19 protein-coding genes are annotated in these 25,547 nt (G+C 47.4%); 15 read left to right on the top strand and 4 right to left on the bottom strand.

The features are described from left to right. Positions 1-19: 19 nt before the first annotated feature. The 10 genes from MHI45_RS08240 to MHI45_RS08195 all read left to right on the top strand — a co-directional run bounded on the left by MHI45_RS08240 (position 20) and on the right by MHI45_RS08195 (position 12,869). Positions 20-1,591: a bifunctional metallophosphatase/5'-nucleotidase gene (locus MHI45_RS08240; RefSeq protein ID WP_076113376.1), complete on the top strand. Its 1,572-nt coding sequence runs from the start codon at positions 20-22 to the stop codon at positions 1,589-1,591. Positions 1,592-1,623: 32 nt separating this feature from the next. After that, positions 1,624-2,802, top strand: a complete 1,179-nt coding sequence (locus MHI45_RS08235; RefSeq protein ID WP_341118956.1) for a nucleotidyltransferase domain-containing protein — start codon at positions 1,624-1,626, stop codon at positions 2,800-2,802. A gap of 27 nt (positions 2,803-2,829) precedes the next feature. Then, positions 2,830-3,465, top strand: coding sequence for a dTMP kinase (locus MHI45_RS08230; RefSeq protein WP_341119147.1), 636 nt, complete (start codon positions 2,830-2,832; stop codon positions 3,463-3,465). A 461-nt stretch (positions 3,466-3,926) separates the two neighbouring features. Further along, a complete protein-coding gene (locus MHI45_RS08225; RefSeq protein ID WP_341118955.1) occupies positions 3,927-6,116 on the top strand; it encodes a hypothetical protein in 2,190 nt (729 codons plus the stop codon). Continuing rightward, positions 6,101-6,367 carry an acyl carrier protein gene (locus tag MHI45_RS08220; RefSeq protein WP_076113373.1) on the top strand — a complete coding sequence of 89 codons (267 nt, stop codon included), beginning with the start codon at positions 6,101-6,103 and terminating at the stop codon, positions 6,365-6,367. Before MHI45_RS08225 ends, MHI45_RS08220 begins: the two co-directional genes overlap by 16 nt. Then, positions 6,367-8,118, top strand: a complete 1,752-nt coding sequence (locus MHI45_RS08215) for a carbamoyltransferase family protein (protein ID WP_340897194.1) — start codon at positions 6,367-6,369, stop codon at positions 8,116-8,118. Before MHI45_RS08220 ends, MHI45_RS08215 begins: the two co-directional genes overlap by 1 nt. A gap of 17 nt (positions 8,119-8,135) precedes the next feature. Beyond that, entirely contained in the window at positions 8,136-10,100 is a 1,965-nt protein-coding gene (locus MHI45_RS08210; protein WP_340897195.1) for a tetratricopeptide repeat protein, read from the top strand. A 99-nt stretch (positions 10,101-10,199) separates the two neighbouring features. Next, positions 10,200-11,216, top strand: coding sequence for a hypothetical protein (locus MHI45_RS08205; RefSeq protein WP_340897196.1), 1,017 nt, complete (start codon positions 10,200-10,202; stop codon positions 11,214-11,216). A gap of 103 nt (positions 11,217-11,319) precedes the next feature. Beyond that, positions 11,320-12,186 (top strand): alpha/beta hydrolase, encoded by an 867-nt coding sequence (locus MHI45_RS08200; RefSeq protein ID WP_340897197.1) that lies wholly within the window; start codon positions 11,320-11,322, stop codon positions 12,184-12,186. A gap of 23 nt (positions 12,187-12,209) precedes the next feature. Beyond that, positions 12,210-12,869, top strand: a complete 660-nt coding sequence (locus MHI45_RS08195; RefSeq protein ID WP_340897198.1) for a carboxylesterase family protein — start codon at positions 12,210-12,212, stop codon at positions 12,867-12,869. On the opposite strand, the gene MHI45_RS08190 is transcribed toward MHI45_RS08195, so the two are convergent. Together MHI45_RS08190 and MHI45_RS08185 are read right to left on the bottom strand one after the other, a co-directional pair. Next, positions 12,859-14,220 (bottom strand): response regulator transcription factor, encoded by a 1,362-nt coding sequence (locus MHI45_RS08190; RefSeq protein WP_341118954.1) that lies wholly within the window; start codon positions 14,218-14,220, stop codon positions 12,859-12,861. The genes MHI45_RS08195 and MHI45_RS08190 overlap by 11 nt on opposite strands. Beyond that, entirely contained in the window at positions 14,198-15,928 is a 1,731-nt protein-coding gene (locus tag MHI45_RS08185; RefSeq protein WP_340897201.1) for a sensor histidine kinase, read from the bottom strand. The genes MHI45_RS08190 and MHI45_RS08185 overlap by 23 nt, the downstream gene beginning before the upstream one ends. A 264-nt stretch (positions 15,929-16,192) precedes the next feature. Here MHI45_RS08185 and MHI45_RS08180 point away from each other — a divergent pair, with 264 nt between their 5' ends. The 5 genes from MHI45_RS08180 to MHI45_RS08160 all read left to right on the top strand — a co-directional run bounded on the left by MHI45_RS08180 (position 16,193) and on the right by MHI45_RS08160 (position 23,216). Beyond that, positions 16,193-17,137, top strand: a complete 945-nt coding sequence (locus MHI45_RS08180) for an ABC transporter permease (protein ID WP_340897202.1) — start codon at positions 16,193-16,195, stop codon at positions 17,135-17,137. Between the two features lie 15 nt (positions 17,138-17,152). Beyond that, entirely contained in the window at positions 17,153-18,022 is an 870-nt protein-coding gene (locus MHI45_RS08175; RefSeq protein ID WP_038595090.1) for a carbohydrate ABC transporter permease, read from the top strand. A 23-nt stretch (positions 18,023-18,045) separates the two neighbouring features. Then, entirely contained in the window at positions 18,046-19,722 is a 1,677-nt protein-coding gene (locus MHI45_RS08170) for a hypothetical protein (protein ID WP_340897203.1), read from the top strand. A gap of 55 nt (positions 19,723-19,777) precedes the next feature. Further along, positions 19,778-21,160 carry a family 43 glycosylhydrolase gene (locus tag MHI45_RS08165; RefSeq protein ID WP_341118953.1) on the top strand — a complete coding sequence of 461 codons (1,383 nt, stop codon included), beginning with the start codon at positions 19,778-19,780 and terminating at the stop codon, positions 21,158-21,160. Between the two features lie 61 nt (positions 21,161-21,221). Next, positions 21,222-23,216, top strand: a complete 1,995-nt coding sequence (locus MHI45_RS08160) for a beta-galactosidase (protein WP_340897205.1) — start codon at positions 21,222-21,224, stop codon at positions 23,214-23,216. 203 nt (positions 23,217-23,419) lie between these two features. Here the strand turns inward: MHI45_RS08160 and MHI45_RS08155 are convergent, their stop codons facing one another. Both MHI45_RS08155 and MHI45_RS08150 read right to left on the bottom strand, forming a co-directional pair. Next, positions 23,420-25,042: an MDR family MFS transporter gene (locus MHI45_RS08155; RefSeq protein ID WP_076113363.1), complete on the bottom strand. Its 1,623-nt coding sequence runs from the start codon at positions 25,040-25,042 to the stop codon at positions 23,420-23,422. A gap of 22 nt (positions 25,043-25,064) precedes the next feature. After that, the gene (locus MHI45_RS08150) at positions 25,065-25,493 is read right to left on the bottom strand and encodes a MarR family winged helix-turn-helix transcriptional regulator (RefSeq protein ID WP_038595081.1); all 429 of its coding nucleotides are present in this window, start codon (positions 25,491-25,493) and stop codon (positions 25,065-25,067) included. Positions 25,494-25,547 lie beyond the last annotated feature (54 nt).

Here is a 25,547-nt window from a genome sequence, read left to right as displayed (position 1 = left end):
ATGAAAGTGGGGATTTGAGTTGAAAAAATATATAAACCTACTAATTCTAGGCATACTGCTGATATCGTTCGGCTCGTACTATTTTCTAAGGAATGTGTCCTGGGACGATGTATTGCTGAAATTAGGGCAGTACGATCAAAAAATAACGATTATGAACACGGCTGATGTCCACGGCCATATTATGTTTGAGGATAATGCCTGGGGACAGTATACCTCGGAAAACATATATGGGGTCATGGGGCTCCCGTTGGTGAAATATCTTTTTGAATTGGAAAAGAAGGAGAATCCCAATACGATCCTGGTGGATACGGGGGATATGTTTCACGGTACGAATGAGGCGAATGTAGACAAAGGGGAAGGCATTCTCAAAATAGCCAATTTAATGGGTTACACCGCCATGATACCGGGAAGTAATGATTTCAATTTCGGCTACAAACGTTTTATGGAGCTCAGTTCCTCTCTTAATACATCTATGGTATCAGCTAACCTGTACCGGGACGGGGAAAGGCTGTTCGAGCCGTACAGGATCGTCGAAACGGGCGGGAAGAAAATCGCTCTTATGGGATTGTTAACTACAAATGCACTGCGGAGTATGTCTGCGGATGAAATAAAGGGAGTGACGGTCGAGGACCCGGTGCAGGAAGCAACCAAAGTGGTAGCAGAGCTGAAAGACAAAGCAGATGTGATCGTCTTATTGTCCCATTTGGGTGACGACACGGACGTAGAATTGGCTAAAAAAGTTGACGGCATTGATCTTATATTAAGCGGACGCAGGCATAATTTGTACACTGATGCAGTAAAGGTTGGAAATACATACATTGTAGAGGCGGGGGCTTGGACAACCCATGTTGGTTATGCCAATTTGTATTTCAAAGGGGGAAAGCTGAAGGATATTGACTGGAAAGTAAGATCGAGTAAAAACGAAAGTAAATCTGACGCCCAAATGACCCAAATTGCCGAACAATATCATGCAGTTGCCCTTGAGCAAACCAAGGAGGTCGTGGGGAAATCCGAGGTTGAACTAAATGGAATGCGGACAGAATTACGTACAAAAGAGACCAACTTCGCCAACTTGCTAACGGATGCCATGAAGGAAAAGGCAGGTGCGGATATCGCCTTGTTAAATGGAGGGGGGATTCGGGAAAGTATCAAACAAGGAGACATCAACTTGTATCAGTTGAATAAATCGCTTCCCTTTGCCAACTCAATGATGGTCGTCAACTTGAAGGGCGATAATATTTATCGGGCGATCGAACGAGGCTTGAGGGCATATCCGAACGGTACGAATGGAGCGTTCTTGCAGGTTTCCGGAATTGAATATACGTTTGACGCATCCAAATCGGCGGACAAAAGGCTGGTTCAGGTGCTGTATCAGGGGAAACCTCTCGACAAGAACCAGATATTCAAAGTTGCGATCAGTGATTATCTGTACAATGGCGGCGATAACTACGATGAATTCAAGGACGCTGAGGTCTTGCAAACCGATAGTCTGCTGATGACGGTTCTTGCCGATCACATAAAAAAACATAAAGTTGTAAGCCCTAAAGAAGACGGTCGAATTATGGTCACGAAAAAACGGTACAAATCTTAATATTTTGCATTCCGATCCGGGGAGGAATAAAGATGAAGGCAGCTTTTGATGTTTTGTCTAAAGAAAGACAATTAGTTATTTTGTGTTCGCGCGGGGTATGGAACGGGGAACATGAAGCGAAGGCTCGTGAATTGTTGAGTCACCATCTGGACTGGAAGGATATTTTGTACCAAGGGCTTACACATCGGGTGCTGAATCTGATGTTTTACCATCTAAAAAGGTTGGAACTCGTGCATGTCGTAGAAGAAGAAGTTGTCAAAGTAATGAAGAGCCAAAGTAAGGTATATGCCTTGCGAAATCAGTTCTACTTTGAGGAACTAGGCTCCATCTACCGGAAAATCAACGAAAAAGGTTTGCGTGCGGTCATATTAAAAGGAAACTACTTGGCCGCTCATGTGTATCCTTCCATAGAAACCCGTACGTTCAATGATTTAGACTTGCTGATCTCGTTAAGCGACGGGGAACAGTTCGTTCAAATTCTGGAGAGTCTTGGGTACATTCAAGGGGAATACAACCGTAGCACAGATGAAATCATCCCCGGGACCCGTAAGCAAAAAATCATGCACCAAATGGCCACCCACGAACTTCAGGAGTGCCTTAAGAAGACAGAACATCCTTTTGTTAGTCTGCTTCAGGTGGATCTAAACCACGATGTGTTATGGAAAGGAAACTGCCCGTATAAGATCTCTACTGAAGAGTTGCTATCGCGGGCTAGGGAAACCGAGGTCTTAGGTCATAAGTGTCATGTTCTGGACTATGAGGACTTCTTAATTCAATTAGCCTGCCACTTGTACAAGGAAGCGGTAATGTTGAACTGGATTGCGGATCTTAGAGATCTTAAGTTGTACAAGTATGCGGATATGTTAATGTACATTGAACATTACCAGGACAAGCTGGATTGGGACAAGTTAATCTCCTTCTGCCAGGAACACAGCTGTGAGAAGGTCGTGTATTATGCTTTCTTTTATGTAAATTACATTTACGGAAATGTAATCCCGGAACATGTAATGAAGGCTTTGGAACCGGAGGATAAAGCTTATTTAGACGAGTATGGAATAGAAAATACCGTAACGGCAAAGTGGGAAGTGGATTTTTTCACCCGCATATTCGATACGTCCCGAATTCTGCAGGTCAGTGAAGAGATGCTGACAGCCAAAAATCGGTTCTGGAGTACAAGAAACGAGCATGCCGGTGCACGAGGTGAGAAGTAATTGGGTTCCAGAAGGCGATTAATTGTGATGGAAGGGATCAGTGGGAGTGGGAAAAGTCATGCCATTCATCAGATAGTATCACACCTCCAAGCCCATAATTGCAGCATATATGTTTACGAATGGAATTCCAATCACACCCTGAGGGCGTTAGTCCGCTTTCTAGACAGTAAGAAATTTCTATCCGCCAATATGTACAGCGTCCTACAATGGGTAGGATTTTTGTACGACTATTTCTTTCGAATTATTCCCCGGCTGTTAAGAGGATCTATTGTGATATGTGATCGGTACATTTATACAGGGTTAGTTAGGGATTTGGCCAACCAGGCCAATCCCCGTTTGGGGAAAATAGTGTCCGCTTTGGTGAAAAAACCCGATGTGGTGTTTTTTTTCAATCTGAGTCCCGAAATTTGTCACAGCAGAATGAATGCCAGGGGCAAAAAACTCTTTCATACCAATAAATCTATTTTGAACAGCAATGGAATTAAAGATAAGGAACTGTTCTATTTAAGAAGATGCAGAAGAATTTATTACCGTATCTTACACCATTTGAGTGAACAGGGTATGCTCGATGTCCGGACGTTGAAAGAAGGCAATGAAGATATTTTGTTAGGTGTGGACGCTTATTTTGGACATCATCCAATCTTCAATCAAAAAGCGAGGTGAGAACGGTGCACAAACTTGCCGATCAACTGAAGCATTTGGTTTCCTTGTGCAATTACCCGCTGACCTTTTCCGGAGATTCGCCTAACTTCTTGACAAGGTGGCTGGTTCGAAGCAATGTGCTCTATCAGGCAGATTCCATGGAACTGTCCTCACGCATTATGTTGGAGCACGAATTATCCTTTGCTTCAGAAGAAGAAAAAGAAAACAGCTGGCGGTATTATGTTTCCGCAAATATGAGGGATATTCTGTTAGAGTCAATGTTTCAAACGGAAGAGGACAAGGCGATATATGGGCTATGTTCTGTTTACTGCACGTCCGACCAAGAAGTATTTCTATTTACCCGAGCCTCCCTGCCTTTAAAGGTTTGGGTAAATGGATGTTTGGTAAACGCAAGTACCTTTGAATATCATGTAAAACCATTTCAAGTGATATGCAACTTGAAGCAGGGTGTAAATACGATTTTGATTGAAAAAAGAATTAGTTCAAAGTTCCGCTCGTTACCAGAGGATGAGCGGGCCTTTACGATTTCCATCAAGCCTGTCCGGCAGTTGCTTGAGACGGACCGGGAACAGGTGGTCTTCACGGCTGCCAAAGTAGAGCAAATGAAGCAGCTATACTATGTATTGCCGGACAAGGCCTTCTGCGTGGAAAAACAGGTAACCTGTCTTGTACTTCCCTATTATTCGGGAGAGGGGGTGCCGGAACCCCTTCTACTTGAGGTGATTAACGGTAGCGGCTCTCTACTGCTTTCACGTGAAGTAAGTACTTACTGTCCGGCCGATCTTGATCTGCGGCATGTCAACAGCGGTGTTCTGGAACTTCGTGTCCGCCGCTCCAGCGAAGGATCTGCTTTATCTAACGCCTATATCTTCTGCGGAGATTATGAAGGAAAGAGGCAGAGGCTTCTGCAGGAGCTTCAGGAAAGAGGGATGGATTCGGATTTCTTGGAGCTGCAACAGTATCTTACGGAATTGGCGCTTGGGGATAAGGGTGTCAATCATGGGAAAGTTGAACTGCACTATGACCGGATCTATTATCACTTGCTCCGGGAATTTAACTATTTAAGCATACAGCTGGAGCAGCCGGAGCGCCGTGTCAGCGAAGAAGGTGAAAGAAAGATACATACCCGCCTTCGCAAAAGCCCGATTGATGGGGCTAAATTGGCTTACACCGTTTTTCTGCCCCGTGATTATACAGCAGGTGATGATTCTTACCCATTAATATTTTGCATGCCTTTTGGCACTATGGTTAATACGATTCCAGAAGGTACAGATCTAATGTACCGAAACCAGTTTGACGATGTCATCATCGCTTGTATGTACGCACGGGGAGGCTATAACAAGGATTATATCAATGAAATGGACATTATAGGATTTATTGATGAGATCATCAGGGATTGGCGGGTGGATCGGGACCGGGTGTATTTAATGGGGGTCTGCTCTGGCGCTTTGCGGATATTTGGACTTGCCACCAGATTTCCCGGAACTTTTGCGGCAATGGCCAATATAGCGGGAACGTTTCGTGCAGATATTAACCAGCCGGATTATTCTATGCTGCAAAATTTAGGAGTAATGCCGGTATATCAACTGCTTAATATCGAAGATGACGTCCTGAATACGACAAGAGTTCTGGATTCTGCCAACCATATGCCCAATGTGACGAATTGGTGTTTTCCCTTCTATTCACACAAAGAATCCGTTGAGTTATTCCAGTCGCCTGAACTTTTTAAGCGGTTATTGCAGCATAAAAGGGACAAAAATCCCCGTGAAATCCTGTTTCATATGAAGGAACCAATTTATAATTCTTCATCATGGCTTACGGTAGAGCAGGTACAGGATCTTTGCCGGCAGACGTTTGTACATGTCTGTGTATCAGACAGCAGCGAGATACGCATACATACGGATCAAGGGAAAACGTTAAGCTTGCTTTTGGATCGGCATGGGCTTGATCTGAAGGAGCGGATTCTACTTACTGTTAATTCCTGCAGTGAACAAATTTCCATTCCCCCATATTCACAGGTGCGAATAAGACTGGAACCGTTACAGATGGTTGTTTCAGTCCTGGAGGTAAGTAAGAATACGTATGAGTCTTACAGGAACCGGCTATCCCCCGCTGTCGAAGCTATGGGAATCAAAGCACTGTACAGAGACTCCTGCCTTATAATCTCCCCGTCTGCGTATCCTCCGGAGAAAAGACGGTATTACCGTACGCTGACCCAGACGCTTCAACAGCCGCTTAGGGAACGGGCGAGGAATTACAAATATCAGTCGGTTTTGTCTTCGGAAGCGGATCAGGAACAGCTGGCCGCCTCGAACTTTGTTTATCTGCATCCCGTTTCAGAGGAGGAACCCGTCCCCCCCCGAATGTTATTGGAAGCTTTGGGAATTAGCCTGGGGAAAGACGTATTAGTGTACGCAGGAGATACATTCCAAGGCGAATATTTTGCGGTAGTCAAATCACAGAACCCGTTCAATGAGCATAAATTTATGCTTCTGATCCTTGTTAACGGCACAACAGCGGAAAAGAAGCTTCTCGAATGCTGGAACGAATTTGACTCAAGCGGCCTGTTTTACAGCGAGGCAATCATATGGGGGAACGACCGGTATTTCTATTATACAAGAGAGGGTGTTTTAGAATGTCCATTGCAATGACTATGGAGGAGATCCAAAAAGGGGTTGTCGAGATTGTCAGCCGGAATTCTCTGCATAATCCGGAGAAGGTGAATCTACACTCCAATATCAAAAATGATCACGGGATTGATTCTCTGAAAATCGTTAATTTATTGTTTGACCTGGAAGATGAATTCGGAATAATCGTCGATCAAAATTCTATGGTGTTCGATAATTTTGCAACCGCAGAAAAAATTTCATCTTACGTTTATCAGAAACTTGGGAACCCCTAATGAGTCTGACAGTTATTGGAATATCGATACATTCCCATGAATCAGCCTGTTGTCTCCTGCATGACGGGGTTCTGCTATCCGCTGCCCAAGAGGAACGGTTTACGCGGAAAAAGAGTGGAGGGGGTATTCCAGGACATGCATTCAAGTGGTGTCTGCAACATGCGGGCCTATCCATCTGCGATATCGACGTTCTTGCGTATTACGAAGATCCAGCTATGAAACGGGGGCAGCAACAATATTCTGCTTCCGGCGGGAACAGCAAGGGGGCTCCGGATGGCCAAACAAACCGGCTAGAAGGAGAGATCAGAAAGCTTCTGGGTTACACCGGTCCGATTGAAGTCTACGGATATCCTCTGTCGCAAGCGGCCAGCGCGTTTTATTATTCCGGTTTTGATGAGGCGGCAATTATGACCCATGAGGGAGTGGGGGAGTGGGGTACCGCCACCTATTCCTATGGAAGAAATTTGGGAATACAAGTAAAGGAAAAGATTCGTTTCCCCCACTCAATAGGGTTAATGTACAGTACGGTTGCAGCTTATTTGGGGTATCAGGCCATTGGGCAGGAGAATCTTCTCATGGATGTTGCTCCTTATGGTAAACCTAAGTATGTCGAGGAACTTAGAAGATTAGTGAAAAGAACCGGCGGGGACCGATACGAAGCTGAACAGAAATATTTCTATTTCACACAGGGGCAAACGATGTTCTCAGAAGAACTCATTCAATTGTTCGGACGAAAGGAAGGCGGACATCCCGCAACGGAGGTAACCCCGTTCCATCTAGATATGGCAAACAGTCTACAAGTAGTGCTGGAGGAAATGTTGCTTGAGAATGTCTCATACCTGCACAACATTGCACCAAGCCGGAATCTTTGTTTGGCCGGCAGTCTTGCATTAAATGCTGCTGCCAACCGGAGGCTGATTCAAGACGGGCCGTTTGAATGTGTATTCATTCCCCCTTCAACTGATAATTCCGGCGCAGCTCTTGGTGCGGCAGCCTTGGCGTATGTACGACGGGCAGGGACAGCCATTGCTCCCTTGGAGAATGCAAGCCTGGGACCAGAATATCCCGATATGGAGATCTGCCGAATGCTGGAGGCCGCCTCATTGGTATACGAAGACTTCAGGAACAACCGTGAGCAATTGCTGCATACAACAGCCAGACTGCTCGAATCGGACAAGATCGTGGGCTGGTTCCAAGGCCGGATGGAATTCGGTTCCATGGCATTAGGTAATCGGTCGATCCTGGCTGATCCAAGAAAGCCGCATGTCAGGGAAAGAATAATCAGGGATGTGAAGAAAAGTGAATTCCCTTTTCCGTCCACAATCTCCATTCTGGAGGACAAAACCGGGGGCTACGTGGATTCGGCACGCCCTTCCCCGTTCATGCTGTTGACGGCAAATGTGACATCCGACATGATATTGCCGGGTGTCTCTCATTTGGACCGTTCGGCGCGCGTACAGACGGTCTGTGAGGCTGCGAATCCTCTTTTCGCCGGGTTGATCAGAGAATTTGAACGGAGGACTAGTTGTCCGCTGCTTCTGAACACCTCATTTAACCGGGAGGGTGAACCGTTCGTGGAGAGTCCTGTAGATGCTTTGTGTTGTTTCATTTCCACGGATATGGATGCACTGGTAATCGGCAGTTTTATCGTTCATCGGGAAAAGAATCAGCTTGATTTCATGAGAAATGTATTGCTGGACCTGGAAGTACCGGCGAAAAGATTCCCAGCCAATAGGTACCCGATTGTTTGACAAGGGAGAGTCGATTTATGCAAGGATCTGTTGATAGGCTTATCAGTGAATCAGCCGTTTCTGAAAAAGTGGCTATCTGGAAAGCACAGTTGGAAGAGGGCGGGAAGGCGTTCTACCGGGATGATCAAAACCGAAATGAATTCTGTCATTGGGCCAACGTGGACCGGATTCCCCCTAAAGGAAGCAGAAAACGTATTGTATATACCGGAGAATCGGGTGCAAGAGGATTTTTGCTAGATCCGTTTTACCGGCCAGCAACCTGTCTTGAGGATATATTGAACAGCTCGTTGGACCCGGAGGGGGTTGAGATTATTGATCTGGCAAGGGTTAGTATCCGGATTAATGAGCTGCTTGATGTATGTCTTTCCAGCAAGCTTTTAGAACCGGATGCGGTAGTTGTTTATGCCGGAGATAATTGGAGAAAAGCATTATGGGCTTTTCAAGAGGATGAGGTTGAAGAGATTATAAGTGTAATGGATGGCCCGGAACGGTTCGGGTCAATCCGAAAGGTCTTTGAACGGAAGAGCGGAATGATGGTCCGGTCCTTTATGAAAAGCCTGTACGAAACCTTTGCAACTAACGGTATACCTGTGATTTTCGTCATCCCGGAGTTTAATTTAAGGGGGTGGCAAAGTAACGAATCCGATAAAATATTGTCTTGGCCTATGGGGGAGACCGAAGAATGGAAACAGATCAGACTGCAATCCGAACAGCTTCTTTCTTCCGGCCGCTTAGAGGATTTACTGCCTGTTGCAAGCCAATTAATCGGGTTAAACGAATCTAACCCGTTAGGATATGAGATGCTGGCTGCCGCTTATGACCGCCTGGGGAAACATGAGGAAGCACGGGCCTATTATGAGGCTGGAAGGGACACAAATATTTTCCGATTGGGTCCACCGCCCGCATGCACTTCCTTTATCCGGCGGCAAATCCTTGCTTGCAGCAGTGAATTTCACATCCAAACGGCAGATTTGCCAAGTCTATTCAAGGATGATCTGAAGGGAGGGATTCCGGGATTTGATTTATTCCTGGATTATTGTCACCTTAATCCCAAAGGAATACAAATCGCCATGCGGCATATCGCCCGGATATTGTTGCCTATGCTTCAGGATCGCCCGACCCCTGTAGTGAATCCAACCTTTGAAGCTCCCTCAGCGGAAGTAATGGCAAAGTCGCATTTCTATTCAGCCATGCACAGTGCTCACATTGGTGACCAGCCTTTTAAGGTGTTGTACCAACATTGTAAAACAGCGATTCAGCTTTGGCCGGGGATCGAGGAAATGTTCCGAGCTTTTGTTGACTTGACCTCAAGAAAAACCCCATGGGTTATTAATAGGAAGTATGAGTCCGTTTCCACGAAGCAATATGTTATTTTTCGTAAATTCCGCGATTGCCAGATAATGGACATTGAATTAACGAATGCCATCGTCCGGTGTTTGAAGGAAGAGGGCATTGATATCGAAGATGAAGTACGGGCGGTTCGGATATCAGAGCATCAGCCAGCCCCAGGCAGAGCCGTGAATTTATTGGAAAGCTATTACCGTGAAAATAACTATTTCAATGTTTTTGCAGGCTCAAAATCTGTTGACTATAACGATAGAAATCAGGTGTTCTACAGTGCCCGGGACGGTCAATCCAGCTTTTATATGATCGCAGACGGCAAAAGAACGCTTAAGGCCAAGTTAACGCTTCGCAGACCGGTTTTATTCCCCGGCCAAGATATGATGTCTATAGCTGTTAACAATAAACTGCTGCGTTACGTTAAGCTGCAAGAAGACTGGCAGGATATCTTCTTTGATATTTCTCCGGAGTATTTATCGGAGGACGGTGTGAATATGATTCAAATAAGCTGGCCGGGTATCGATGCTATTATGGATCGAATCCGTGCTGAATACTCCGAAGAATACTCCGGTTTTGAACGGATTATTAAACGTGCCAGACCCGTGTATGGAGAGATATTCCGCTTTGACATTGAGATTTGACAAATTTGGAACAATCCGGAGTAAATTCATTCACTGATGAATTATTATGGTATATTATTACTGGTAAAATTGGAAAAAAATTGAGAAAGAGGTGCGCTGATGACCATTACGAAATTACATTACGCCCTATGGGATAACTTGGATTCCTTTGATCTGGGCGATTCCGGGGCAATGCCCGGGGAGTGGAATGGAAGTAAAGCTTTGTATTTAAGCAAAGTAAATGCTCCAATACACTTGCGGGAAGCCATTCCTTTTGAAGCCTTCCGGATTCAGGCTCAGGTAGCCATTCCTGGGGAGGTCGGATTTATTGGATTCATTTTTGGAGCCAAGGACCAAGGGAATTATGAGCTGGTCTATCTTGCGCCGGTTGAAATTCAATATGATCCGATTATGAACGGCTCCATGACTTGGCAAATCTATAACGGCCCCATGTATCAGAAACCATTGCCAAACACAACCGGTCAATGGCAGAAGTTTACGCTGGAAGTTCAGGCTAACGGTGTCTCCGTATTTCTTGGGGATGACCCTAAACCGCAATTGGTGATACCCAATCTGCAGCATGGCGATGAAAACCGGGGGAATATCGGAATCTGGAATTTCCTGCCGACTTACATACGGGATTTAACCATTGAAGAGATCCAACCGGCTCCCATTGCCAAGAGAACGATGGATATGAAACAGTTGCAGTCGGATTCCTTTGTTACCGAGTGGCTCGTCTCTTCCCCGTATACCGCTCCTTCTTCGCCGGATGGGGCATGGACCAAAGCGGTTGTGGAAGAAAATGGTGTGCTAAATATTAACCGGATTCATAAAGCTGAGCCGGGAATCTCCGTAGAAGCCAAATGCGAGATTATCGTTCCCGAGGAGAAGGAGAGCCTCTTGTCTTTCGGCTTTAGCGACCGCATCCGTTTATGGGTGAATGATCAAGAAGTTTACCAAGGAAATTGGAATTGGAATCCCCCTGCCAGCGATGGCCGTATTCAAGGTGATTTTGCAGGTATTCCAGTCAAATGGCGGGCAGGATTAAATACGGTTCGTGCCGAAGTCACGCAAAATGAATCCTTTGGATGGGGATTAGCCATGAGAACAGGGTTGTCAGCAATACCAAACCATTAAGAAATAAATAAATTCTAGTAAATAAGGTGGAGCGACTGTTGAGAAGTTGCTCCATTTTTCTGTAAGCAATATCCCTGTTCATTCTGCGTTTGGAGGTGTTACTATGGTGAAAAAAACGGTAGTTTTTAAGAAAACAGCATCCTGTGAGCTGAAAGCTGATGTTTATGATAAGGGAAATAATAGCCCGGTTTTAATTTATCTTCATGGTGGAGGGTTTATTTTTGGATCAAGAAGCTGGTTGCCGCCTAGCCAGATCGAATTTTTTAGTGAACATGGGTTTTCTTTGGTGAGTGTCGATTACCGGCTGTCGCCTGAAACTAAGCTTCCGGATATCGTTCAAGATTTGAAGGATGCATTTGACTGGCTCGTTCATCATTCCGGTCATATGTTTGGATTTAATCCCTTGAATTTTGCTGTAATTGGAAGCTCTGCAGGTGGGTACGCTGCTTTATTGATGGGAGCAATGGAATTGAGGCCCAAAGCGATAGTCTCTTTATATGGCTATGGGGATCTGCTGGGTGATTGGATAACAAAGCCCAGTGGTCATTACAACTTGCTCCCTGCTGTGAAAGAACACGGAGTCAAGAATACAGTTAACGGTAAAGAAACGGCAGAAGGGGGATGGGGCCGATATGACTATTACTTGTATTGCCGTCAAAAAGGGATTTGGGTTCAGGAGGTAACAGGTTATGAACCCGCAAAGGATCGGGATACTCTATTGGAATTTTGCCCTATCCATAGAATTACAAACAATTACCCTCCGGCTCTTCTGTTACATGGAGAAGAGGATACCGATGTTCCTATTGAACAATCGAAAATCATGAACGAAAAATTGGCAGGCGCAGGAATCCATAGTGAGCTCATTACGATTACGGGTGGCGGGCATGTATTTGACCAAAATTTCTCACATCCCGATGTGCAAGCTGCATTTCAGAAAGTGAAGGATTTCTTATGGACCCATTTACATTAGAGGTTAGGAGGAGATGATCGTTTATGTCGCTTCAATGCTTTAGACAGGATGACCGCTCAAACCTTAGCTTTTTTCTATGGATACCCGAAGGATATTCTGAAGAGGAAGTAAAGGAATGGCCACTGCTGCTTTTCTTGCACGGATCGAACAAACGAGGAAATGACCCGGAAGTTTTATCTAATTACGGACTTCATAAAGCTGCGAATGATCAATTGGATTTTCCGTTTTTTGTTATTTCTCCCCATTGTCCCGATCACACAGACTGGGTAGCGGAACGGGGTCAGGTATTGAAATTGATTCATGAAACTGCAGACAGCTACCAGATTGATCGGACCAGGATTTACGGAACTGGTTTCAGTATGGGAGGAGAAGGGATATGGGACTTATCTGTCCAACATCCGGATTTGTTCGCTGCGGTGGCTCCAATTGCCGGGTGGTATGATAAGACCCAAGTAAGGATACTTAAAAATTTGCCTATTTGGAATTTCCACGGAGAGGAGGATTTAATAATTCCGATAGAAAGATCCGAAGAACTTGTACAAGCCCTGGAACAAATAGGAGGAAATATCATCTTTACTAAGTATCCTGGGGAAGGCCATAACATTATAGATTTGACGTATAGCAATAGGGATTTGTTCAAATGGTTGTTATCTCATAGGGTTGCGGCCAAGCCTAAGTTGTGAAGTTTTGTCTGCGGTATTGATAAGGTGTGATTCCATACTGATCCTTGAACAGCTTGATGAAATACTGCGGCTTCTTGTAACCGACCATATGAGAAATATCGATCACATGCAAATTGGACTCTATCAATAGCTGGGAGGCTTTTTCCAATCGTTTGGCTGCAATGAAGTTCGATAGATTCTCACCGGTTTCCTGCTTATACACTTTGGACAGATAGACAGGATGAAGATGAACAATTTTACCCAGATCGTCCAGGCTCAAACCATCGCCGATATGACCGGCAATATGAGATTGTATGGTTTGGACAATATGATTGTTAGACAATTTTGCGCTTCGCTCGAATTGGGTGATGCAGAGCAGAATGGACTCAAGCGCAGCATCCGGCTCTGCCAGTTGACTGAAGGTCCAACCTGCGACCTCAACCTGCTGCAGCCGGCTGGCAGTGAAATACACCCTCTGAATAAAGTCGAGCAGAAAGAGGATTTTCTGTTTTCTGGACGCAAGCTGGGCGAAGGTCTTGAGAATGTTCTTTCTGGTCAGCTCCCATTCTCCCGGCTCCCACTTAGGATGAGCAGTAAAGTCCTGCAGCAGGGTACAGTCACCCGCGTGAACTTCCTCCTGGTAATAAAACTGGCAGAAGATATGCCGGACGGCATTCTTCCGGGTAAATTCAAATTTCTCCGAAAAGGAAATATTGCTGATGCTGTGCGCGAGCTTCTGAGCGTCGGATTCCAGAATTAATCCTGCCAGCCCCGAGCCTGTTGTCCAAATCAATTGATCCAGCTCCCGGCTGTTGTCTCTTAAGGTGATTTCATCTGCCCCCTCTGCATCTGGAACCTGAAAGAAGCAAAAGGTCTCCTTCAGCAGTACGGTATCATAAGCACTGAAATCAGTGCCTGCGGGGGAGGGTCCGCCAATAACGGACAGCAGATAACCCAGTCCGTCAAATTTCTCCCACATAATCTGGGGCTTCAGCTGCTGCTCATCAATGCTTTTGAGCACTTGCTTCATCGCTTTCTCCATATCCTCTTTATCCACGGGCTTCAGCAAATAATCCAGAGCACCCAGCCGGATCGCTTTCTGCGCATAATCAAATTGGGAATAGCCTGATAGAAAAACGACCTTGGTTTTCAGCATGTTCTCATTAATATGCTCCAGCAAATCAATGCCTGACACCTCGGGCATGCGGATATCCGTAATCAGAATATCAATCTGATTCTGATTCAATAATTGCTTGGCTTCAACCGAATTAGTTGAGGTCACAATCTGGTGTATGCCGAATTTATTCCAATCCAGCAGATGTTTTAAGTATTCAACAATGTAATGCCCGTCATCCACAATCAGTAATCGCATGTTCTCCTCCTTCATCCAGCGAGAAATCAATGTAAGCCATCACGGACAAGCCGCCCCAGTCATTGGTGAAGAAACGCAGGCCGCTTAATTCGCCGTAAGCATTTTTAAGACGCTGATGTATATTCCACAGACCGATTCCTCTGGAGCCTGGCGGAGGGGATTCGCTTTCGACCCTGGCTGCCAGGAGAATCATTTGCTCCGGCGTAAGCCCCTTGCCGTCATCCGCAATTATGATCAGTGCACCGTCATCAAGAGCTTTTATCTCTATGGATACCCGATGGGCGCCTTGCCGTTCCTCAATGCCATGCTGGATGGCGTTCTCTACGATCGGCTGGATAATGAGCGGCATAATTCGATGTTCTCCCAGCTCCGGGGGCAGGTTGATTTCATAATGAATCTCTTTGCACAGGGACATGATGGATAAAAAATGATCCGCAAGCTGCAGCTCAGAGGCCAGAGTGGCGTCATGACGATCCAGCTTCGTCAGATAGCGGTAATATTCAGCCAGATGTTTGCTCATCTGCATGACAGCCTCCGGAGACGTCTTCGCCATCGACATAATAAAGAACAGGCTGTTATACAGAAAATGCGGATTGATCTGCGCCTGCAGCTGCTTCACCTCGGCATCTCTCCGCAGCTCTGTTTCAATCTTCAGGGACGCAAACAGATTCTGGGTTTTGAGCACCATATGGTTAAAGCTTTTGAACAGATTAAAAAATTCATTAACGGGATTCTCGCTGATCCGTGTGCTGTAATTTCCTTGCTCCACCTGATAAAATTTCTTGCCCAGCAAATGAACATTCCGGTAGAAATTCCGGTAGAACATCAGAATGACGATCAGCCCAATAATCAGAATGACCAGGATACTGCCTACGAATACCTGCTGATTCCGGTCCAGCGGATTCAAAAAATCACTCATCCGTGTATATGTCACAAGATATGTGTCAATAGGCTCGATATATTTAGACAATACATAATAGTCGTCCTCGCCGGTATGATAGTCAAATTTCAGGATTCTCTGCGTATCCGGCGTAATCGTCTCCTTGGCTTTTTGCTCGATACGGCTGTCTACAGGTTTGCCGCTGATTACCAGATTGTCGTTCACAAGGAAAAAAGCATTGGAGCTGTCGCCGTTAACCGCTTTGCCCAGCAGGCTGACCAGATATTCCTTCTTGAGCTTCACCCCCACGATGTATTGAATATTTGCCGGGTTTTTGGGCTGATGGATGTAGGGGTAGACTGAAAAATAATACAGGCTGTTATTATAGGTCTGCCAGCCGCGCTCAGTGACCTGTTCGAAGGGAAGCTTAGCCAGAGAATCATGGCCGGTCTGAATAAAGGTGCTATCCGGCTTCCAGTAAATCCCGATTGATTCTACCGCCAGACTCGAAAAGAGCTGATCCGATAACCGGTCCGAGATTTCATTCTTGTTCATCTGTGCATCATAATTGCTTAATTCCTGTTTCCGGCTCTGATAGAACCGCACATCATTGTCGGCGGTATACTGGATGCCGTACATGCTTGCCTCGGAGATGACGCCATCCATAATGCTCTCCGCATATGCCAGCTGATTTTTGGAGGAGTTGATCAGACTTTCCTGAATCGTTCTTGAGCCCAACGTATTCATGATAAAAAACAGTCCCAGCGTAAGCAGCAGAAAAAAGACGAAAAAGTAGATGAACCGTTTCATATTCACTTTTTTAATCATATTCACTTCCTCGTTCCCCAAAACTGGCGGTTGCCGGATTCGTATCATTCCGTATAAATCTATCATAATTCATTAAATTCAAAAGAAAAAGATAATCCAGCCACAAAATGAAAGCGCTTATCAAACATGTTTAGGGATTGGTTATGATCTTTAGATTAAGACATTTTAGAATGAAAGCGCTTTTGCTAACATTAAACCTGAAAGAAAAACTTCTTGGCATGATAAAAGGGGGTAACACAAATAGCTCAGGTTATAAATACCCAAGTGGGGACGTTAAAGACAGATGACAGGAAAAAAAGCAGCAAAAATCCCTGGAACAAGGAGATCAGGAAAAACTGGCCGCTGTATGTGCTCTGTATCCCGGCACTCGTATTCGTTCTTATCTTTGCGTACGGACCGATGGTCGGCCTGGTGATGGCTTTTCAGGATTACAAGCCCTGGCTGGGACTTACCGGCTCAACATGGATCGGCTGGGACAACTTCGCGAGAATCTTCCAGTATAAAGAAGCGACACAGGCCATTACCAACACGCTCATCATTGCTGTAATCAAAATTATTGTCGGCATTATCGTTCCAATCTTCATGGCAATCCTCTTAAGTGAAATCAGAAATGTGGGAGTCAAGAAAAGTATCCAGACCTTGGTGTATTTGCCCCATTTCTTATCATGGGTAACCGTTGCCGGAATTATGATTGATATTCTGGGACTGGACGGCGGCATCAACCACTTTTTATCCAATCTGTTTGGATCGAAACCGATCTTCTTCCTGGGTGATCCGGTCCTGTTCAGGCCGACGGTTATTATCAGTGACCTGTGGAAAAATTTCGGCTTCGGCATGATTGTCTACCTGGCGGTCATCACCGGGATAGACCCTTCCTATTATGAGGCTGCAGAGATCGACGGCGCTTCACGCTGGCAGCAAATCAGGCATGTTACTTTGCCGAGCATGATGCCGATGATCATCGTCATTGCTACGCTGAGCCTGGGGAATATCCTCGATGCGGGCTTTGACCAAATCTTCAACCTGTACAATCCGCTTGTCTATAGCACAGGAGATATTATCGATACGTACGTGTACCGGTCTTCCTTATTGAATGGACAATACGGGTTCGGTACTGCCGTCGGGTTGTTCAAATCTGGCATCAGTTTTATATTGATCGTCGTTTCATACCGGATTGCCTATAAGGTTGCCAACTACAAGATATTCTAGAAAGGAGCATGGAGAGTGTATCATAAGTCCAAGGGATATAAGATCTTTTCGTTCTTCAATTATATATTTCTGATTCTGATTGCATTATCATGCTTCTTGCCTATGCTCCATCTGCTCGCGCAATCTCTTAGCAGCAAAGCAGCGATAAATGGCAATCTGGTCTCTTTTTGGCCGGTGGATTTCAATGCGGACGCTTATGTCAAAACCTTTAAAAACTCCAACTTCACCGGTTCCATGCAGGTATCCGTGTTCAGAACCGTACTGGGAACCTTAATCAGCATGTTTATTATTACTACTGCGGGTTATGCCTTATCCAAGGATTTCCGCGGACGCAATGCCTTGATGTGGGTCTTCATCTTCACCATGCTGTTCTCCGGGGGATTAATTCCGTCCTATATCCTGGTCACGAAGCTTGGATTAAAAGATACGATCTGGTCCTTGGTGCTTCCGGGTGCCTTTGGCGCGTACAATTTGATTCTGATCATGAATTTCTTCAAGACCATTCCGAAGGCGCTGGAAGAAGCAGCGTTTATCGACGGAGCTTCGTTCTTCGTGATTTTCCGCAAAATCTACCTGCCGCTGTCGCTTCCCGGTTTGGCCACTGTGGGATTGTTCATCATGGTCGGGCACTGGAACGCCTGGTTTGACGGCATCCTGTATATGTCGAATACTGAGAACTACCCGCTGGCTTCGTTCCTGCAGACGGTCGTCGTCCAAGGCTCTGCCCAGAGTATGGCGCTCAGCCAATCGGAAGCGGCAGCGATGTCGGAGCAGAGCATCAAGGCGGCCCAGATTTTTATCAGCACCTTGCCGATCATTCTGGTCTATCCCTTCCTGCAAAAGTATTTTGTGAAAGGCATCGTGTTAGGTGCAGTCAAAGAATAACCCACTATAAAGGAGCCTACTCAATGAAAAAAACAGGTGTTTTACTCTCCGCTGCTTTACTGATGACTGGATTGCTCGCCGGCTGCGGCTCAGATAACAAGGGATCAAGCTCCGCTGCGGAAGCAACGCTGAAGGACGGGAAATATGATCCTCCGATTACGATCAGCATTGCGAAGCAGCAGGATGAAAATGCCGGGAAATACATTAACGGCGAAAGCCTGAATGACAATGTCCTGACCCGCTGGGGTAAAGAGCATCTCGGCATCCAGATCGAGACGACGCTGCTGGGCGGCGATGCGACCCAGTATAACACCAAGCTGCGGCTCGCGCTCACCGGCTCCGAGAAACTCCCGGATGTTCTGCCTGTCTACGATACCTCGCTTGAGAATGACCTGATTCAATCCGGGCTGGTCAAAGATATTACAGAGGACATCAGCAAATATATGCCTGATCGGCTGAAAGAGATTTATAAGGAATACCCGACGGCCTTCAATCCGGTCATACAGGACGGCAAGGTGTACGGCATGCCGATTGCCCCTAATTTGACGGAAGGCCAAGTGATGCTCATCCGTCAGGACTGGCTGGATAAGCTGAACCTAAAGGCACCGACAACCCTCGATGAGTTTGAAAAAGTGATTGCGGCCTTTACGAATGATGATCCCGATGGCAATGGCAAACAGGATACCTATGGATTTGATTTCTCCGGTAAGGATTCCTACAACACAGGCTGGGTCAGTGACTCCGTGATGATCTTCAGTGCCTATACCGGCAAGCATCTTCCTGGCCAATGGTATAGCGAGGACGGTAAGCTCACTTACGGGTCGGTTTCTGAAGGAACCAAGGATGCGCTTGCCAAACTCCGCGACTGGTATTCGAAAGGGTATCTGAACAAGGAATTGGCTACACAGGGCGCATGGGATGCACTGGCTGACTTTACCGAAGGTAAAGCAGGCATTATCATTGGCCGGCCTTGGCTGTACGGCAGTGTAAAGGATGTTGAAACCAACGTTCAAGGTGCCAAAATTAGTGCTTACCCCACTATCAGCGGTGTCAGCGGAGATAAGACCTACCAATCCGGTCAACAGAATGACGGAGTGTTCATGTTCAATAAGGATTTTAACAATATGGAAGCTTTCTTCTTGTACTACGACAAGTTGTACGATGCGGCATTCGGCACGGGTGACTTCAAGTACGGATATGCCGAGGGGTACGATTATGATACCGTAAACGGCGAAGTAGTTTTTGATTCCAAGAAATTCAACACGCCCATGGATGCTGCACAAGGCGTAGGCAAGATGTCCTTTACCAAAAATACGCCAAGCGTTGACGGCCCGGGCAAATCGTTCTATGATCTTGCGCAAGGTGCGAAGCCGGATAATGGGGTTCTGATGAGATCCGCAGCCAATGATCCTACCGCCAAAGACGGATATGTTATTTCTTATGAGAACAGAGATGTGCTGCTTCCTAACGCCTTCAACGGACCGCCGACCAAAACGATGCAAACTTCGTGGGAACAGTTGAACACCATGGAGAAGGAAACCTTCACAAAGATCATTTACAGCAAAGAACCGCTTGAAGCTTACGACACCTTTGTTAAGCAATGGCATGACAAAGGCGGCACGCAAATTACAGAAGAAGTGAACGAATGGTACACCAATGCCAGCAAAGTCGATGTAATGTCCAATATGGGCCTGAAATAAGCCAATGATGGAAAATAACTTAAACACGGCAGTCATCCAAAACGGTGTTCCGCTGATGGACACAAACGGAAATCCCGTACATGCACATGGCGGACATATACTCTTCGAGGACGGATTCTATTACTGGTTCGGAGAAAACCGCACAGGACGATGTAAAGTGAGCTGCTACCGCTCCGCGAACCTGGCGGACTGGGAATGGCGGAAGGATGTACTGACGCTGGATTCTCCGGTACGGCCGATTTATCACCGTACTTCCCTGGAGCTGGAACCCGGGGAAGCACAGAACGGCGGGTACGGAAAGGGGGCTGTCATCGAGCGGCCGAAGGTGCTTTACAATGCGCTTACCGGCAGATACGTCATGTGGATGCATTGGGAGAACGGGCGTGACTATTCCGACGCGCGGTGTGCGATTGCCGATTGCGGGACAATCGACGGAGACTATGTCTTTCGCGGCAGCTTTAATCCGGTAGGCAATATGTCCCGGGACTGCACCCTGTTTCAGGATGACGACGGTACGGCCTATTTCCTGGCCGCGGCCAGGGAGAATGCAGACCTTATCATGTACCGGCTGTCACCGGATTATCTCAGTATAGAGGAGCAAGTGAAGACATTGTGGCCGGGGCAGGCGCGCGAAGCTCCTGCGTTGATGAAGCGTGGAGGTATCTACTTTCTGATCTCGTCAGCTTGTACCGGCTGGCTGCCTAACCAGGGTGCGTATGCCTGGGCCGGGCAGCTGACCGGCCGCTGGTCGCCCCTGATGCCGCTTGGCGACATTACGACCTACAACACTCAGCCTGCATTTATCGTTCCTGTAACGGATGCCGCACAGAGGCAGACCTCTTATTTATATGTGGGCGATCGCTGGGACCCTGCGGATTACTGCGCCTCGTCCTATGTGTTCCTACCGCTTGAGTTTCCGTCAGAAAGAGAGATGCGGCTTACGTGGGGAGAACGGCTGACTATAGATTTTGGTTCTGGAAAAATGAAGGCGGAATGCAGCTCCGGCAGCGGGCTGTTCCGGCTGAAGAGTGTAGGCACGGAACTTTATCTTGCCGCAGCAGGAGAGCTTGGAGAACAAGGCCAAACTCTGAGTGTGGAAGTCCGCAAGCTTGCTTATAGCGATAAGCAACAGCAATGGGCCGTGGAGTACAACGATGACGGGACTGTGAAGCTCATGAACGGGGAGTTCACATTATACTCCGGTACTGCCGGTGCCTTGACACTGGAGCCTGCACCGGACGACCTTGATAAATCACACTGGCTGCTTACAGAGACGGAAGAAGAGGCGCTGATTATCAGCTCCAGGGACAGCAAAGTGCTTAAGGCAGTGAGAGATTCAAGGGAAGGACCGGGCCGGGTGTTCCTTGAACCGGAATCTGCTCATGATCCACGCCTTGGCCCGGATAGGCAGTTGTTTCAGCTGATACCGGTAAGATAACGGGCTTACGGCCGGTCTTATAATTATGAAATCATTTATTTCTGAGAAAAGAGGGTTACTTATGAACCTTACGATCCCATTCTCCAATGAATGGTTTCAAGCTGCTCATAATTCACAAGTATCCGCGGCTCCGTCCGGCGGCTTCCGGTTGAACACAACGCCCGAGGGCGGGGGAATGGAGCTTCTGCAGGGCAGTCTGGACAGTTCTGTATGGCAGGAATACGAGTTTATGAATGCAGAGGTGTATCACGATTCACATGATGTACTGGTGCTGCTATTCAGTTTCCGTGATCAGGACAGCCGGATGATCACCTATCATACTGGCATTTTGCCGGGCGTCAGAACGGTGATCTGTTTGCCGCTGAAGCACTTGAACGGGGAGAAGCTGTTCCTTGACCGTTATCCGGGTGTGATGCAGACCGTGCTCCGCGGAGATGCAAAGGTCGACCGGAAGCGGATTGCCGGGTTCTCCATTGCGACCATTCCTTCAACGACAAGCCGGAGTGTGGAGATTAGCGGATTGTCTCTAAGCGGAGCCGAGCCGGATTTCACCTACGAATACCACCCTTTTATTGATGGGCTGGGCCAGCTGAAAGGCAGGGATTGGCAGGGGAAGACGGCCAATCAGGCGGAGTTGAGCGAAAGGCTGCATTTAGAAAGGCAGCTTGCAGCTACGGCTGATTTCAGCGGGAATGGTCTCGGCCGGTACGGAGGCTGGAAGGGACTCGCATTTCAGGCGACCGGCTATTTCCGGACAGAATTTGACGGCAGCAACTGGTGGTTTGCTGATCCGGACGGCTATGCCCTGTTCAGTACGGGAATGGACTGTGCCGGTCCGGCTTCTCCCATGCGCGTAACCGGCATGGAGCATTTGATCCCGCAGCTGCCGGAGCGGGAAGGGAGCTATCATGAGGCCTGGTCACAGGCAGGGCAGGAATTCAGCTTCGGGATCGCCAATCTGATCACAACCTTTGGGTCACAATGGCGCTCCGCCTGGACGGAGCTGACCGAATACCGGCTGAGACAGTGGGGATTCAATACGATCGGCAATTGGTCCGATGACGGATTTATCAAGGGTTCGGTGCTTCCCTATGTGTATCCGCTGTCTGATTTTCCGGCGACGGAGCAGAGAATCTTCCGCGATTTCCCCGACGTGTTCAGCCGGGAGTATGAGCAGAATGCAGAGGAATTCGCGAAGCAGCTGGTTCCGCTGCGCGAAGACCGGCGGATGATCGGCTATTTCATGCGCAATGAGCCGCATTGGGCATTCGTGGACAGTTTGAATTTGACGCAGCTAATGCTGAAATCACCGGTCCGTTATGCCAGCAAGGAGCGGTTCGTCCAGTGGCTGGGCGAAAAGTACGGGACTGTGGAGCAGCTGAATGAGGCGTGGGCCAGCAGCTACGCCAGCTTTGAACAGCTGTACACACCGCATGGTACGGCAGCTTCGGATCATCCCGTAAGGGAAGCAGATTACGCACAGTTCAACCGGATGATGATCCGGCGGTATGTCGAAATTCCGGCACGTCTATGCAAGCAGGCGGACCCGAATCATCTCAATCTGGGCATGCGTTATGCCTGGGTGGGCAGTGACGATGTGCTGGAGGGCTGCGAGTGGTTTGATGTCTTCTCGCTGAACTGCTATCAGTTCGCTCCTGACCGGGAACAGATCATGCATATCAGCGAGCGGCTGGGCAAGCCGGTCATGATCGGAGAATATCATTTCGGCGCAGCGGACGGCGGCATGCTGGCTTACGGCATACGCGCGGTGGCAACCCGGGAGGAGCGCGGCGCTGCCTACCGCTACTATGTCGAGCAGGCTGCAGCCATTCCGCAGCTGATCGGGGTGCATTATTTTCAGTGGAATGATCAGCCGGTGCTGGGGCGTTTTGACGGGGAGAATTACGGGATCGGCGTTGTGGATGTCTGCAACCGGCCGTATGAACATTTTGTAAAAGCAGCGAAGCAGGCCCATGAGCAGATGTATCAGGTGCGGACCGGCCTTGTTGAACCCTATAATGTACTTCCTGCAGAGATACCCAAAACAGGATTCTGACGGCACAATCCTTACTGTCTACACTAAAAGGGCAATCCCGGGTCATAGTGACCATGGATTGCCCTTTATTTAAAGATAAGAATTTATATGTTTCACGCTATAAATTATCCTTCTATTTCTCGCTGAAACGGATACCGTCCTTTTGAGGACGGCAAAGCCGTTTCCACTTGAGAATATTAGAAATATGATTTAATCCATTATACTTAAGCTTTTTCTACCGTAAGCTTGGAAGGATTCAAGCCTTCTGCTTCTCCTTCGGCAGGAGCCTTGTTCGAGGTGCGGAGCGGCAGCTCCTTCAGGAAGAAGACCAGAAAAAAGGCCACAACCAGTACGATGGTCCCTGTCAGGAACACGGTGGACAATGTCTGGCCCAGAGCGTCACGGATGCTGTCAATCATCTGAACGAAGATCGGCTGGGCATCGGCAGGCAGGCTGGCTTGTGTCTGCTCAAGCAGCGGCTTGTTCATCAGCGCCTGCGGATTGGCAAAGGCTGTCATTTGCTGGGTCACTGCCGGATCCAGCTGAGAGAAGTCTGCTGCCGAGGAAGACTGCAGGGCTTCCTTGAGATGTTTTGTAAGATTGTTCGACATAACAGTCCCCATCACGGCGATACCGATGGTACCGCCGAGGTTACGGAACAGCTGAGACGAAGCGGTAACTGCACCAAGCTCCGTATGGGAAACTGCATTTTGCGTAGCCAGCGAGAATACAGGCATACCCAGACCAAGGCCGAGGCCGAATACGATCATACTCAGAACTGCCATTGGCACATTGTTCATGAATACCATAATCGCCATGCCGGCAATCATAACCGGTACGCCAATCAAGGCATAACGTTTGTATTTTCCTTTTTTGGCGATCATCTGACCGGTAAAGGTACTGGCAACCACCATAACGATCGACATCGGCATTGTGACATAACCGGCGTAAGTAGCGGAGATACCGAGCACACCCTGCACGAAGAACGAGAGATAAATCATCGCACCCATCATGCTGAAGTTCATAATGAACCCGATCAGGTTGGAAATCGTAACTACACTGTTTTTAAATAGATGAAGCGGCAGAATCGGATTCTTCGCTCTGGTTTCGGTGAAAATAAAGACAAGCAGCGAAATAACAGATCCGGCTAACAGGCCGAGAATTTGGGATGAACCCCAGTTATATTCTGTACCTGCCCAAGAGAAGGCCAGCAGCAGCGGAACAATGGTCGTCGTCAGGAACAGTGAGCCGAGATAGTCGATGCTTGTAGACTCTCCGCGTTTGGCTTTCGGGAACAGGGCCAGGATCAGCGCAAAAGCAACAAAGCCGAGCGGCAGGAAGATCCAGAAGAGCCAGTGCCAATCCATATGGTCAACAAGATAACCGCCGAGTGTCGGTCCGAGTACACTGGAGAAGCCGAAGACAGCTGTCATTAGGCCCATCCATTTGCCGCGTTCACGCGGAGGGAACAGGTCGCCTACAGCTGTGAATGCGGTGGACTGGATAATACCGGCGCCCACGCCTTGAATCCCGCGGTAAATGATGAATTGATACACATCATCCGAAGTACCGGTCAGAAAAGCTCCGACCATAAATATCAGAATCCCTGCCAGCAGAAAAGGCTTGCGGCCGAACATGTCGGACAGCTTGCCGACAAGCACCGTGGCGATTGTTGAAGTCAGCATGTAAATATTGATCGTCCAGGTATAGTAATCCATACCGTCCAGTATCGCGATAATGCGCGGCATAGCCGTGCTGGTAATCGTCTGATTGATCGCCGCAAACAGCATAGCTGCCATAATGGCGATCATAATGGTAAGCTTGCGCTTATCAGATAAATGTTCCATTGATTTTTTCCCCACCGTTTATTTATTTTTTGTCTAATTCCGAAATTAATACTCCAAAAATTCTTCTTAAATGTGCGATATCCTCATCAGGCAAGATGCTGAAGTAGGAGCCCATGATCTCCTTTTGTTTATTATGCGCCTCCTCGATTGCAGCTTTTCCTTCCTTCGTCAGTGTAATATTAACCACTCGTCGATCGTCAGCCGCCCGTTCCTTCTCGACGTAACCTTCAGCAAGCAGCGAGTCTGTAACACCTGTGATTGCCGCGGGGGTCATGTTAAGCGCAGCGGCCAGCTGGGATACCATCATCGGGCCTTCCTTGGACAGAAAATGCAAAGCCTTGAATTGGGTCAGGCTAAGGGCAAAGCCTTGTTTATTCCAGCCCTGAGCCATTCCTTTCAGGAACGTTTTGAACATGGTAGAGATTTCAAAAAAATCATTGTGATCGGACAAAACTTCACCTCCGAAAGCTGTATGGAAAACGCGGACAAGTTAATTTAGCGTTTA

The sequence above is a fragment of the Paenibacillus sp. FSL H3-0321 genome (genome assembly GCF_038002865.1).
Lineage (GTDB): Bacteria > Bacillota > Bacilli > Paenibacillales > Paenibacillaceae > Paenibacillus_AQ.
This window is presented reverse-complemented; position numbering and strand designations above follow the sequence as displayed.

What these genes read in the sequence shown, in the direction of transcription:
- MHI45_RS08235 (WP_341118956.1), top strand. Translation starts at nt 1,624, where the DNA reads ATGAAGGCAGCTTTTGATGTTTTGTCTAAAGAAAGACAATTAGTTATT.
- MHI45_RS08230 (WP_341119147.1), top strand. Translation starts at nt 2,830, where the DNA reads ATGGAAGGGATCAGTGGGAGTGGGAAAAGTCATGCCATTCATCAGATA.
- MHI45_RS08220 (WP_076113373.1), top strand. Translation starts at nt 6,101, where the DNA reads ATGTCCATTGCAATGACTATGGAGGAGATCCAAAAAGGGGTTGTCGAG.
- MHI45_RS08215 (WP_340897194.1), top strand. Translation starts at nt 6,367, where the DNA reads ATGAGTCTGACAGTTATTGGAATATCGATACATTCCCATGAATCAGCC.
- MHI45_RS08210 (WP_340897195.1), top strand. Translation starts at nt 8,136, where the DNA reads ATGCAAGGATCTGTTGATAGGCTTATCAGTGAATCAGCCGTTTCTGAA.
- MHI45_RS08205 (WP_340897196.1), top strand. Translation starts at nt 10,200, where the DNA reads ATGACCATTACGAAATTACATTACGCCCTATGGGATAACTTGGATTCC.
- MHI45_RS08200 (WP_340897197.1), top strand. Translation starts at nt 11,320, where the DNA reads ATGGTGAAAAAAACGGTAGTTTTTAAGAAAACAGCATCCTGTGAGCTG.
- MHI45_RS08195 (WP_340897198.1), top strand. Translation starts at nt 12,210, where the DNA reads ATGTCGCTTCAATGCTTTAGACAGGATGACCGCTCAAACCTTAGCTTT.
- MHI45_RS08190 (WP_341118954.1), bottom strand. Translation starts at nt 14,220, where the DNA reads ATGCGATTACTGATTGTGGATGACGGGCATTACATTGTTGAATACTTA.
- MHI45_RS08185 (WP_340897201.1), bottom strand. Translation starts at nt 15,928, where the DNA reads ATGATTAAAAAAGTGAATATGAAACGGTTCATCTACTTTTTCGTCTTT.
- MHI45_RS08170 (WP_340897203.1), top strand. Translation starts at nt 18,046, where the DNA reads ATGAAAAAAACAGGTGTTTTACTCTCCGCTGCTTTACTGATGACTGGA.
- MHI45_RS08165 (WP_341118953.1), top strand. Translation starts at nt 19,778, where the DNA reads ATGGACACAAACGGAAATCCCGTACATGCACATGGCGGACATATACTC.
- MHI45_RS08160 (WP_340897205.1), top strand. Translation starts at nt 21,222, where the DNA reads ATGAACCTTACGATCCCATTCTCCAATGAATGGTTTCAAGCTGCTCAT.
- MHI45_RS08155 (WP_076113363.1), bottom strand. Translation starts at nt 25,042, where the DNA reads ATGGAACATTTATCTGATAAGCGCAAGCTTACCATTATGATCGCCATT.